The sequence below is a fragment of the Streptomyces sp. NPDC056480 genome (genome assembly GCF_042795405.1).
In the GTDB taxonomy this organism is placed as follows: Bacteria; Actinomycetota; Actinomycetes; order Streptomycetales; family Streptomycetaceae; genus Streptomyces.
Map to the genome: position 1 here is coordinate 1 of NZ_JBHTSA010000177.1, position 12,643 is coordinate 12,643.

Sequence of the window (12,643 nt, forward strand, 5' to 3'; positions counted from 1 at the left end):
GGCCTGGGCCTCGCGCTGGACGGTGTCCTCGGCCGCGGTACGGGCCTCCCACACGCCGGCGATCGCCAGTCCGAGCACGATGGCGTACACGACGCGACCTCAGTGGGCGATTCGGCCGAGGTCGCCCGCCACGCCTGCACCGGACTCGGCTATCTGCTCCTGCGATGTGCCCGGGCCGGGACCGCGCCGGACCAGGCGACCGAGTCGGCCCGGCGCGAGCTGACCCGCCTTGCCCGCGAGGGCCGGCGGTGCCCTTGCCGCGGAGGCGGTGGGGGCCCTGCTGCGGGCCGGGGACGGCCGGGTCGTGGCGTCCTTCGAGGACCCGGACGAGCCGGGTCCGGGGGCGACCGCCCTTCTTTGGGGGCTCTGCCGGGCGATCGACCAGTTTTTCGTCGGTCCGGACTTCCACCGGACGGTCGCACGGGCTGCGGACTTCGTCACCCGGCCGCCGGGACTGGCGGGGGCGGACGCCGTCGACCACACCGACCGTCTGGTCCGCGCGCTGGCCGGGCGCGCCGAGCGCGAGCTGGCGGAGGCGGCCGACCCCGAGAGGCAGCACCGGGCCGGGAGCCGCCCCGGCTGGACCCACAGTCTGAACGTGCTTGCCGAGATCGGAAGCCGCCATCCCGCCGGGCTGCGCGTCCTGGTCGGCGGGGACGGCGGCCGCTTCACCGGGCTACTGCGCTCCGCCGCCCAATCGTCCATCTTCACGATGCGGCTCGCCGCCCTGCGGCTGCTCCTTCTGCTCGGCAAGGGCGACCGCGCGACGGTCGGGACACTACTGGCGGCAGCGGGGGACACAGAGACGGTACTCAGCGCGCTCTTCGCCGAACTCCGCTGATTCGACCGGGCCGAACCAGACGGCCTGGCCGCAGCCCCTTCTGACAGACCCCGGCAGCGCGTCGGCGGGCCCGGACGGCCGTACAGATGCTGGCCGCCACGGCCGCCCTCGGCGCCGGCCTGCGCAAGCAGGCCGGCGAAGACCTTCCCCCCAGGTGCCGCCGCCGGCCAGCATCCGCAGCCGGTCGCGGGCGCCTTCCCGCAACCCGAAGCGCTCAGGCAGGTCCGCCCACGGCCTCCCGGTGTGGTACCTGAAAACACGATCGCGAGACCGCCGTAGACGTCGAGGGCTGCCTGCTCCTCGGCCTGCACCGCACGCAAACGGGTACCGAGCACTGTCACTCGTCGGCGTACTCCGCCTCCGGCCCGGCAATCACACCCGCACCCGCACCCGCACAAATAGGCTTCCAGGCGTCAGCAGCGGTAACCGCTGGCGATCTAAACTCGAATCCGATTCATACAGAAGGATTCTTGCGCCGGTCACCCGCACTACGCACCATACCGTTTGCAGCAGGAGATGATTCTGCAGGCAAGGTCATCTCCTGCCGCAGAACCACCCTCCGGGCGCTGCAGGGACTCAGCCAGTCCGCCACACCATCGTTCCGGATTCAGCCCCAGCCGGGTGCGCGCTGATTCTTTGACCTAAAGGGGAGCCGATAACCAAACCGGACCCGGACCGTCAGGGGAACACTTCTCCGTCGATCAGTCTGACAATTCTAGCTGGTCCGGTGGCCGGAAACTTCGGGGCGGCTCAAATTCCTGGAGTGAGGGGTCGGTGCGCCAAGCGTGCCGGCGAGTTCGCGGCGAGTGGTGACGCCGAGTTTGGCGTAGGCGTGCTGGAGGTGGTTATCGACGGTGCGCACCGACAGGTGCAGCATCGCGGCGATGTCCTTGCTGGCGGTGCCATCGGCGGCGAGCAGGGCGATCTCCTTCTCCCGATTCGTGAGCGCGGCGGTGTGGACGGTGACGAGAAGGGGGGTGCGGGCGCCTTGGCAGCGTGCTGCGCAGGATTGGGCGCGTTGTGTGGCGGCGGCGGCTTTGCGGGCCCGGCCGGCTCGTTGCCAGGCTGCGGCTGCTTGAGTGGCGGCTTCGGCGGCCAGTAGGTCCGCGCCGATCGTTTCTAGTTCGGCAGCAGCGGCCTGCAGGCGTTCGGGGTTGTTTGCGGCCAGCGCGGCCGCAAGGTGGGCCCGGGCCGGGGCCAGTGTGCCGTCGCACTGCGCGGCGAGTTGGGAGAGGCGGTCCTGGACGTCGGCGGCGGCGCCGAGGCGGGCCGCATCGGTTAGGAGCAGCGCCTCGCTGGCGACGCAGCCGGTTGCTTGGGCGCCCTTGGCCGCCTGGATAAGGATGGACCGAGCTTGCTCAACATGGCCGCGCGTTGCGTGCAACCAGGCTTGTCCCAGACTCTCCTCCCCGGGCGGCTGAAAACCCATGGACAACCGTGGCGAGTGGTCATGCTCGGTGAGTGCGGTCTCAGCTGCGTGTTGATCGCCGAGCACCGCCGCGCAGGCCGCGAGCCCGCTGAATGATGGTCGCAGCGCCATCTTGTGGTCAATGGCGCGGGCGCGGGCCGCCGCGTTGGCGTACCAGTAGCGAGCTCGGGCGGGATGTCCCGCCAGCCACTGGGCGCGGGCGGTCAAGAGTGACAGCCAGATCGCCGCGAGGGGGCTGATCCGGGACGTGGCGGTGTCGGCGCATTCGCCGATGCGGGTGGCCTCGGCGAGGTTACCATTGTCACTGAGTGCGAGTATGAGGGGAATCCGTTGGACGGCGGCGTGGGATACCAGGGCGCCTTCGTCCACGTGCATGTTCGCGGCATATGCGTGCTCTGCCCAGGCTATGGCTTCGTGCGTGTGGCCGAGCATCGCCAGCGCGGTGGTCTTGCTGAAGGCGCCTCGTAGCCAGGCGCCGTCATCCGGGGCCACGCTGATGTCAGCCTCCAGGTCCTCCAGCAGGGTTAGGCCTTCCCTTGGCTGGCTGACCATGGTACGGATGAACGCTTCGGCCGTCCGCAGAATGTGGCGCTCGGTGGCACTGACAGCGTGGGCCTGGGCGTCTTGGTTGACGGCCAACGCTTGTGCAGGGGGAAAGTTTCCCCACACCATGTTCCTGGTTCGCCCAAGCGTTGCGGCGAGTCTTTCTCGCTCATCGGTAGCGCCTTGGCCAACCTGGGTGAGAAGAGTCTCAGCCTGGTCCCAACGACCCAGCTGGAACAGCACCTCGGCAAGGATAAGGCGGGTAGCGGTCGTGTAGTGCTCTTCAGGGATAGTCCGGAGAAGAGCCAGAGCTTGGGGATAGTCGCGTGCGTGGCGGGCGAGGGTGGCCGCTCGGAGGAGTAGTCCGGGGTCGGCGGTGCCGGTGGCGGCCAGCTGCCAGCTGGCGATGCGCAGAGCGTCGTCACGGCGGCGCGCTCCGTAAGCCTGGGTACGGTCAGCCTGCTCCAGCAGAAGCGTCCGGCGGCGAAGAGCAGGAATGCTTTTGCGCAATTCCTCGCCGTACAGGGGGTGGGCGAGTCGCAGAATGGTACGGCGGCGGTCGGTGAGGATCTGCATGAGCCCGGTTTGTTCCAGCGCTTCCAGCGCCTCTGGCTGGGAGGCGTGTTCGGCATCGGTCAGCGGCAATGCTTCAGTGAAGGCCAGCAGCTCCAGGACTGGGCGGGCGGCTGAGTCGGCGGCCTCTAGCCGGGTCCTGATCAGCTCCGTCAGTTTCGGGGTACCGGTCGGCCGACCTTCGGCCAGTTCCCAGATCTCCCCGTCGCTGACCAGTGCCCTGGACTGCAGGGCGCCCTGGACCAGTTCATGGAGGTAGAGCACGTTGCCGCCGGAGGCGGTGTACAGGTCGTGCAGAGTGCGACGGCTGACCGGGCCCTGAAGGGCCGCGCGCAGAACGGTCTCGGTCTGCTGCCGGTCGAATGGAGTCAGGTCCACGCGATACACCGCACCCCCGCCGGTCAAGGCGTCGACGGTCTCACCGAGCGGTTCGCTGGTCCGGACGGTGGCGATCAGCCGCACCACCCCGGCGTCGATCAGCTGGCGCAGCAGCACTGCGGAGGTGGTGTCCAGCAGGTGCAGGTCGTCGACGCACAGGGCCCAGCGGCGATTACGGCCTGGGCCGGCAAGCGCGGTAGCCACCGTCGCGAAAGCCTTGACAGGGTCGGACAGATCCACACCGGGTGGGATCAGGTGGGCGATTGCGCCCAGCGGTACAGCGGCGGCCGCTGCCGTCGCTGTGGCCCTTCGCCCCTTCCACCCGTCGCGGATAGCCCGAGCCAGGCACTCCTCAGCCAGCCTGGACTTGCCCACCCCGGCCGGACCGCAGATCACCACGCCGCGGCAGTGTCTATCCACCCACGCAGCCGCGATCTCCTGCAGCTGGCTTTCCCGGCCGGCCAGCGGCCACGGTGACAACTGCTGTCGTTGCGTGCTCATGGCAGTCTCCTGGAGTGCTCCAGGCGGCCGAGGACGATCTCGCTGAACTTCTCTTAAGACTACTCAGTCAGGTGGCATCCTGGCGAGCGAGTGTGCTTCTCGTCCGGTGCTTGGTGATCATCGTCGCGTGGAGGTGAATGATCACGCCGCCCCCCTGCCGTTCCTCCGCAGCAGAGCTATCCGTCCGTCGCTTGCCAGAATGCATCAACTCGCGCGTTGAACGCTTCCGGCGACTCCTGGAAAGGCCGGTGCGCCTCGCCTTTCAGTACTTCGAAGGCCGCTCCCGGAATTTCCTCAGCTACTACCCGTCCGAACCGGGGGGGTGTGACTATGTCCAGATCGCCGGCTAGGACGAGAGTGGGTGCCGCGATCCTCGACAAGCGCTCGAGGGTGTCGTTCCCCGTGAATGCCTCCAGCTGACGCTGGAAGTCTTCAGGCGATTGGGGGTGAGGAGACTGCAGCATCTCATGGATGATCCGCTCCACAGTGCCGTCGTTGTGAGCGCGCGGCGTATATATCCACAGCAGGAACGCTTCCAGCATGGCTTGCGCATCCGGTGCCTCCGTCGCAAGCCAGCGCCAGAACCGGATCACCGAAGCCAGGTATGTGTCCTCACGAGCCCATGTGCTTACCAGCACGAGACTCCGGACAAACTCGGGGTGCCGCAACGCAAGCTCCTGTGCGACCATGCTGCCGCCCGAAAAGCTCGCGACATGGGCGTTCTCCACGTCGAGCGCCTTGAGAATTCCCATGGCATCGTCTGCCATCACCGCCAGCGACAGCTGCTCGTCCCGTAGCGGGGTGCGCCCTGTGCCTCGATTGTCATAGGCAATCAGCCGGTACCGCCCGGAAAGGCCATCCATCTGAGCTTGCCACGCCTCGGCGGGATCACCCAGCCCCGCAATCAGCAGCACCGTCGGCCCTTCGCCCCGGCTCTCCACCCAGATCTCTGTCCCATTGACATCGACGAGTTCACCCATGAGATGCACCTCCACCACCCATCATTACCCGTATCACCCTCGCGCGCCCACCGGTACTACAGGTGAGGTTCGTGTCGCTTGCGAGCGTGACTGAAAGAGCGTGTAAGTCCGTGATGCGATGCGACAGCCGGGCTCGGCCTCGGGCCTGTGGGCCAGGCGGATCGGACAAGTCCTGGCAGACAAAGACCAAGCGGTGCGTCCGCGGCAACCGACGCGATGGTCGAGCGGTTGCTCGACAAGGCTGATGCCTTGGGGGCGGCCCTGCTCGGTGAGGGCGGGCTGCTGATGGAGACCACCAGGGCCGTCCTGGAGGGCCCTGGAAACCTAGAAGAGCGAACGGCCTCGGCTACGGGCGAGGAGATCGTGCTGGTCACGCCTCGGGGAACTCCCGCGACGGGGCCCCGCCCAAGACCGCCCCTGACCGATGCCGGCGCGATCGCCCTGACGGTGCCCCGGGACCGCAACGGCGAGTTCGGACCCCGGCTGGTGCCGAAGAACGGCCGCTGGCTGGCCGGGTTCAACGACCGGATCCTCTCGCTGTATGCCCGCGGGATGAGCGTGCACGACATCCGCCTCCACCTCGCCCAGCTCTACGGTGTCGAGGTCAGCCCCGACCTGACCAGCAAAGCACCGACGCGGTGGTGGATGAGCTGGTGACCTGGCGGAACCGGCCCCTCGATGCGGTCTGGCCGATCATCTACACCGACGCTCTGCGGGTGAAGATCCGGTCCGGATCCGTGACCTCGAAGCCGGTCTACCCGGCTGTGGGCGTCGACATGGACGGCCGCAAGGGCGTCCGCCTGTGGTTCGGCGCCGAGGCGTCGGTTCGCCCGCCCACGCCTCGCGCAAAGCACTGCTGTGCGATGCGGCCACGCGCTTGGTCACCTTGGCGCACGGCGCCGGATGCCTCACCGATGAGGAGGCAGCCACGGTCAGCCATCCGCACGCCTGAGCCAAGAGGCCAGCGTCTGCGCAGGAGAAGCTCGATGCGCTTCTCCCCCGGACAGATCAGCCGGAGCCGTCGTGGGGAGCGGTCCGGCCGTCCCTGTCGTCGCTGGGCGACGTCGCGCGCTACGAGATCCAGCCCGCGGTCCGCCACTTCAACATGCTGCCATTGTCCTGCGACTATCCCGGCCGACCGTCGTGGGAGCGGAAGAATGATCCGGCCGTGGTGGACCCCGCGGGCATCCCGGCTTTCGCCGAGAGCCTCCCGCACGACGTACGGGCCGCTTTGAGCACGCCGGAAGCAGTCGCGCAGCTCCTCGCCGGCGGGGAGGGCAGCCAGGTCCTGGAACAGGATCAGTACGCGCTGCTGCAGGGCTGCCAGGTGCCGCCGACCAAGGACGAACGCCTCGCGCAGGACAGCATGGATGCCGAATGGGCGTCGCGCTGGGTGCTGGGCCGCGTCGCAGAACTGGGCTGGTCTCCCGAGCTCTTTGCCGGGTTCGACACCTACCGCGTCGTCTGCCCGGCTCCCATCTCTCCAGGCGATGTCGATGTCGTGGTATCGCTTGAGGTACATCTGGATCTTCATCGGGCCGAAGTGGCACTGCTGCCGCAGGTAGACGATCTTGCTGACGACGTCGGCCTGGGTGGCGTGGGGGCAGTGATGGGGCTTGCTGGAGCGGTCCCGCAGGCCCTCAAGGCCTTCGTCCTGGTACCGACGCAGCCACTTGTAGAAACAGGTCCGGCTGATGCCGTAGTAGCGGCAGGTCAGCGCGACGTTGCCGGTGATTTCCTCGGCGTGGCGCAGGACCGCCAGGCGGTGCTGCGCCTGGCGGTCCTGCTGCTGTTGCAGCGAAGGGGGCATGGCAGATCTCCGTAGTGGCCGGAGACCCGGAGTGTCAACAACGTCCGGCAGTTTTATACCTAGCTGTTTCCCGACAACGGGCGAAGCGGCCCGTCGGCCCCTACCCCGGATAGATGCATCGTTTGGAGAAGGCTTTTCGGGCAAAACGTCACGGGCCACCGTCCATTCGATCAGAAGGTCGGACACGGTCAGCCTGCCACTTGCCCGCTTGAGCTGTTTATTCCGTCCGTCCATGCTCTCGTAGAGGAGTTTGGGAAATTGGCGTTCGTTCAGAATCTCTTGGGTGCCATCCAGGGTTTCGAAGTTTAACTTGACAGATCAACCATCATTTGATCAAAGACCTAAATCGGCGGTACTGGTGCCACGTGTTTCGGTGACCTTCGGTACTCGACGCTTGGCCAACAGAACTGCAGTCAGATGGCATCCTGTTCCTACCGCAGCCAGGACCACGTAAGGTGTGGTGATTGTCGTGAAATGGCAGGCGAGGTTGACGGGATAGGTGGCGAGCGTCATGTTGCCCAGTTCCCGCAGTGATTCCAGGTAGGCCCCCGGGCTGATTCGGTCAGCCCAGTGGTCGAGCAGGCGGCGTGATCCTTGGTGGGTGATGAGAGAGACCTCGCTGCTGCGAACGCCATTGCGGTCCAGTAGCCGGTTCACCAGATCAGGCAGCCCGTCCAGGAGGATGCTCTGGTACACCTCGCTGCCGGCAGCCTCCATGCTGTAAGTGGGTATGGGCAGTCCCTGCGCATCCAGAGGCAGGTGGGCGGTGCCGCTGGCGCCCACAAACCGCGTCGTCATGGTCAGGCTCAGGTATTGGTCGCTGTGCGTCCGCGTGGCGTGGTCCACCACCTGCAGTGAGCCCGAAGGGCCGACAACTGCGGCGGCGGCGGCGTCACCAGCCCCGAAGGCGTGGCCTTTGCTGTAGTCGAGGTGCTGTGTCCAGTTCGATCCGCACACGATGAGTATGTGCCGGGCATTTCCAGATACGACTGCTTCCGTGGCCAGCACAAGAGCCGTCAGGAAATTCGAGAACTCGCTGTTGATCGGGACCACCAGAGTCTCATGAGACAGCCCGAGCATGTGGTGGACCCGGTAGAGGGTGTTTGGGGTGACGTGGTCGGGCACAGACCCGTATCCATAGATACGGTCCACCGATTCCGGACCGATTCTGGCCTGAGCAAGGGCCTTGCGGGACGCGTCAGCCATGTGTGTTTCGATGCGTTCCCCGTCGGCCAGGCAGCGCCTTTCGCGTGCGCCCGTGAAGAAGGCAACCGTATCGAACCCGTCATTGTCCGCAGGATCGCGAGACAGTCGGCTGAATACAGGATCGTTGTTGTGGCGAAGGGTACTGGGCAGGGAGTACCCGCAGCCGAGGATCCCTGCGGCGGCAGGTGTCGTTCCGGACATGACGTCAGCCGTCCCCGCCGGAAGCAGGCGTTTCCCGGTTGAACGCAGTACGCAGCGTGCTGATTCGCCCCGCGAGAGCCCAGGGGACCTCGTCAGGGTCGACGCGCACGTCGATCACGGAAGGGACAGAAGAAGCCAGGGCGTTGAGCAGGGCATCCTCGAACTGAGTGAGCGACTGAACTGCGAAGCTCTCGGCACCCAAGCCTCGGGCGACCACAGCGATGTCTATCGGGTTGTGGTACATGGCGCTGACGGAGCGTCCGAATATCCCCTCGTGGATGTTGTGGACCATCGCGTTGCCCGCGTTGTTCAACACGATCCACACTATGGGCAGTCCCAGTTCCACGGCAGTGTGGATCTCCATGCCGGCCATGGCGAAGGCGGCGTCACCTGTCAGGGCTACCACGGGCCGGTCTCCGGCAGCGATGTACCCCCCGATGGCGGACCCTGCGCTGGAGCCCATGGACGCAACGTTAAGTGAAACGTGTATAGCGGCTGGGGGGCGGCTCACAAAGTTCTGGCCCATCCAGCTTGCGCAGTTGCCGTTGTCCACGAACACCATTGCGTCTTCGGGGAGCAGCCGGCTCATGAGGGTGACGACCGCCGATGCGAGGAGCGGGTCATGATCCTGCAGGGGCGTTGCCAGCGCAGGCGGGGCCATCGGCGCTTTGGCTGGCGCAGGGTGCGGGATCTGCAGCTCTGACAGCAAGGCGTCCACGACCGCGGTGGCGTCACCGGTGACATGCATGTCTGCCTCAAAGCCGGCACCCTCACGCAGGGGGTCGATGTCAATCCGCAGCACACGGCGCCCCTCAACCAGGCGGGGCTCCCAGCCGTGCGTGGCGAGTTCCCCAAGTGCGCTGCCGACGACGAGCAGTGTGTCTACGTCGTCAGCGAGCACTGTCGCGTGGGCATCCGCGGTGCCGCCGAAGCCGAAGACGCCTGCCGACAGAGCATGGTCCTCGGGGAAGACGCTTTTGCCTTTGAGCGTGGTCGCTACGGGCCAGGACAATGTTTCGGCGAGCCTGATCAATGAGGATGCGGACCCGGAAAGCTTGGCGCCCTGTCCCGCTAGCACCATCCCGCGGCGTGCCGCCCGGACGGCGCTGGCAAGTTCTGTAACGGCTGGCGGGGCGGGGGCGGCGATGGTGGGGCGTCGAAGGTTGGGCAGTGGCGTTTCTCGCTCCAATCGCCCGGCCAGCACGTCCGCGGGCAGGCTCAGATGCACGCCTCCGGGGCGCCCGAGGTAGGCAGTGCGCACGGAGAGTGCCAGAAGCCTGGGCACTTGTGCGCAGGTTGATGCCAGGGCCGATAGCTTTGTGGCGGACCGGAAGGCATCTACCGTGTCTACACCCCAGCTGCCTCCGCTGCTGTCCTGCAGCCCGCCTCGCCCGAAGGACGAGGTATTGACCTGCGCCGTGAGCGCGAGTACGGGAACGCTGTCAGCGGTTGCGCTGGCCACTCCGGTCAAGGCGTGGAGCGCGCCGGGGCCGACGGTCCCGCACACTACCCCGAGCCGGCCAGTGACCTGTGCATAGCCCAAGGCCATGAACGCTGCCCCTTCTTCATGCTTGGCAAGTACCGGCTCAATGCCCGGACAGTCCTCCAGTGCTTCGTACAGGGGCATCAGTGGGCCACCGGGCACCCCGAACACATGGGTGACACCCGCCTGGGCCAGCGTGCGCACCGTGAACTCGGCTACCGACTGCGGCACGGGCTTGTCCGTAGCTGGCACGAAGGCATCTCCGGCAGCAGAAGGCGTTGTCATCGCCTGCCCGCTCCCTCATAGGCAGAGTTGCTTGCTGTACATTGTTCGAGGCTGGCGGCGCTCCGGGTGCGGCTGATGGCATTGAGGATGGCCGTAGCTGTGGCTGTGCTGGGGTCCTGGTGGATGCCGATGCCGTGGGCGGAGGTGCCTGCGGCCGTGAGGTAGGCGTAGGCAGCGGTGAGGCGTCCGCTGGGATCATCAACGGAATGCTGGCTGTGGGAGTGCAGCCGAGCGGAGCTGTCGTTGGCCTGCGAGAGGGCGTCGAAGAAGGCTTCAGCGGTGCTCGGGCCGCTTCCGGTGAGGTGCATTTCCCGGCTGTCGGACGTGATCAGAGCAGTGCAGACCAGGGTCCGTGTGCCGCTCCGCTGCTCGCGGAGCTCTTTCAGCTCCAGCCCCGTTACAGGCTTGAAGTAGGCATCAGCCAGGACTTCCCACAGCCGGCGGGGGGCGAGCTCGGCTCCGGTCTCGTCTGTGATTTCCTGAATCCGGTGCGCGAATTCCACGCGCAGAGCGGTCGGGAGATCCAGACCGTAGTGAGTTTTCAGGACGTGGGCGACACCGCCTTTCCCCGACTGGCTGTTCACGCGTATCACGGACTCGTACGTCCGGCCGACGTCCTTGGGGTCGACAGGCAGGTATGGAACCTTCCAGGGAAGTTCGCCTGGTTCCTGGCCCGTGCGGTGGCCTTCCGCCGACAGGGCTTTGAAGCCCTTGGCGATGGCGTCCTGATGAGTGCCGGAGAAAGCGGTGTAGACCAGATCGCCTGCGTATGGGTGGCGGGCATGGACAGGCAGCTGATTACACTGCTCGACCGTGCGACGGATGGCGTCGATATCGGAGAAGTCCAGCTGCGGGTCAACACCGCGTGTGAAGAGATTCATTGCAAGCGTGGCCAGGCACACGTTTCCGGTGCGCTCACCATTGCCGAACAGCGTGCCCTCAATCCTGTCCGCACCAGCCATCATCGCGAGCTCGCCTGATGCCACAGCAGTGCCGCGGTCATTGTGCGGATGCACAGACAAAATGATGGACTCCCTGCTTGCCAGGTTCCGGTGCATCCATTCGACCTGATCGGCAAAGACGTTTGGCGAGTCGGTCTCCACGGTCGTTGGCAGGTTCAGGACCACAGGGCGGTCAGGTGAGGCACCCCATGTTGATGTCACCGCATCACACACCTCGAGAGCGAACTCCGGCTCAGTCACGTTGAACGTCTCGGGTGAGTACTGGAAACGCAGCCGCGACGATGGCATCGCATCCGCTCGGCGCGCCACATGCTCTGCCGCACGGACCGTGAGCCCTTGCAGCTCGACTGCGGTCATAGAGAACACGACGTTCCGCCACAGGCACGCAGTCGCCAGGCAGAGATGAACTACGGCATGGTCCACCCCCTGTATGGAATCGAAGGTACGGTCGATGAGGTCCATGCGGGCGGGTGTGAAGACCGAGATGGTGACGTCATCCGGAATCCGGCCCTGGGTGACGAGGTCCCTCACAAAGGAGAATTCTGCCTCGCTGGCCGACGGGTAACCGACCTCGATCTCCTTGAACCCCATCCGTACGAGAAGATCGAACATCGATGCTTTGCGTGCCGCGTCCATGGGGTTCGGAAGAGCTTGGTTCCCGTCCCGCAGGTCCACTGACGCCCACAGGGGCGCTTGGCCGAGGATCCGGTCGGGCCAGCTCCGTCCGCCCGGCACTCCTACCGCAGGACCCACGCCAGGGCGAGCGTAGCGCGCCGTCGGCATCCGTGACGGCTGTTGAGGGTTCCACCGCGGCTGTCCGGTCCTCGTCCCGGGTGTCTTCCAAGCATCCTGCATTCTGCTTGCCTTTCGAACGTGGCGCTGGCTGCACGTACCTGGGCGGACATGACCGACCCGCGTGTTGAGCCTGCTCAGCAGGGCGGTTCCGGGTGTACGCGCGGTCTCCGCCCCGGAAACCCAAGCCAGCCGCTCGCCTGCACGACTTCAAGGCCCAGCCGGAGATACACCATTCCCTGGCCGGACCTGGCCGCCATGTCCTGAGCAGTGTCGGCGAGGATCCGCTCCTCGTCCCGCCAGCCGCCCCCGTACCGCGAGAAGAGGGCGCTCCAGGTTGGCGGTTCAAGCATGATGACCTCGTCCTTTCGGCTTGTCCCGTTTCGAGGTGGAAGCCTTACCGCAGCGAAGGTGGATCAGCCGTGTGAAAGTGAACTCCCCGAGGATCACACTGACACAGAGGCGGCTTTTGATCGTTTTGATTACTTATCCACCATGAGTGGGCAGCCATGTGGCGGCCTGAGCATTTGCTACTTAGAGGCCGTTTTCACCCGATATTGAGCCGAAACTCATCGGTTGCCTGGTCGTTGGTCGGGTGTGATCGAGGGTGGGGATATGCGCCGGTTGTCACCGGACGCGCAGGAGGACCTGCGTCTGCG

General features: G+C 66.1%; 8 protein-coding genes and 1 pseudogene. 3 read left to right on the forward strand and 6 right to left on the reverse strand.

Annotated elements, in window-relative coordinates; all coding sequences use genetic code 11:
- Nucleotides 1-229 precede the first annotated feature (229 nt).
- Nucleotides 230-841 (forward strand): hypothetical protein, encoded by a 612-nt coding sequence (locus ACFQ79_RS38160; RefSeq protein WP_383592356.1) that lies wholly within the window; start codon nucleotides 230-232, stop codon nucleotides 839-841.
- Nucleotides 842-1,556: 715 nt separating this feature from the next.
- Here the strand turns inward: ACFQ79_RS38160 and ACFQ79_RS38165 are convergent.
- Nucleotides 1,557-4,265, reverse strand: a complete 2,709-nt coding sequence (locus tag ACFQ79_RS38165; RefSeq protein ID WP_383592359.1) for a LuxR C-terminal-related transcriptional regulator — start codon at nucleotides 4,263-4,265, stop codon at nucleotides 1,557-1,559.
- A gap of 176 nt (nucleotides 4,266-4,441) precedes the next feature.
- Nucleotides 4,442-5,245: an alpha/beta fold hydrolase gene (locus ACFQ79_RS38170; RefSeq protein ID WP_383592361.1), complete on the reverse strand. Its 804-nt coding sequence runs from the start codon at nucleotides 5,243-5,245 to the stop codon at nucleotides 4,442-4,444.
- Nucleotides 5,246-5,473: 228 nt separating this feature from the next.
- Here ACFQ79_RS38170 and ACFQ79_RS38175 point away from each other — a divergent pair, with 228 nt between their 5' ends.
- Together ACFQ79_RS38175 and ACFQ79_RS38180 are read left to right on the forward strand one after the other, a co-directional pair.
- Nucleotides 5,474-5,902 carry a transposase gene (locus tag ACFQ79_RS38175; protein WP_383592364.1) on the forward strand — a complete coding sequence of 143 codons (429 nt, stop codon included), beginning with the start codon at nucleotides 5,474-5,476 and terminating at the stop codon, nucleotides 5,900-5,902.
- Nucleotides 5,899-6,480: a transposase gene (locus ACFQ79_RS38180; protein ID WP_383592373.1), complete on the forward strand. Its 582-nt coding sequence runs from the start codon at nucleotides 5,899-5,901 to the stop codon at nucleotides 6,478-6,480. The genes ACFQ79_RS38175 and ACFQ79_RS38180 overlap by 4 nt, the downstream gene beginning before the upstream one ends.
- A 311-nt stretch (nucleotides 6,481-6,791) precedes the next feature.
- Here ACFQ79_RS38180 and ACFQ79_RS38185 read toward each other — a convergent pair.
- The 4 genes and pseudogenes from ACFQ79_RS38185 to ACFQ79_RS38200 all read right to left on the reverse strand — a co-directional run.
- Nucleotides 6,792-7,289, reverse strand: a pseudogene (locus tag ACFQ79_RS38185) (helix-turn-helix domain-containing protein); the annotation flags it as partial.
- A gap of 99 nt (nucleotides 7,290-7,388) precedes the next feature.
- The gene (locus tag ACFQ79_RS38190) at nucleotides 7,389-8,462 is read right to left on the reverse strand and encodes a hypothetical protein (RefSeq protein WP_383592366.1); all 1,074 of its coding nucleotides are present in this window, start codon (nucleotides 8,460-8,462) and stop codon (nucleotides 7,389-7,391) included.
- 4 nt (nucleotides 8,463-8,466) lie between these two features.
- Nucleotides 8,467-10,230 carry a thiamine pyrophosphate-binding protein gene (locus ACFQ79_RS38195; protein WP_383592367.1) on the reverse strand — a complete coding sequence of 588 codons (1,764 nt, stop codon included), beginning with the start codon at nucleotides 10,228-10,230 and terminating at the stop codon, nucleotides 8,467-8,469.
- The gene (locus ACFQ79_RS38200; RefSeq protein WP_383592370.1) at nucleotides 10,227-12,047 is read right to left on the reverse strand and encodes a 2-isopropylmalate synthase; all 1,821 of its coding nucleotides are present in this window, start codon (nucleotides 12,045-12,047) and stop codon (nucleotides 10,227-10,229) included. Before ACFQ79_RS38200 ends, ACFQ79_RS38195 begins: the two co-directional genes overlap by 4 nt.
- Nucleotides 12,048-12,643: the final 596 nt, after the last annotated feature.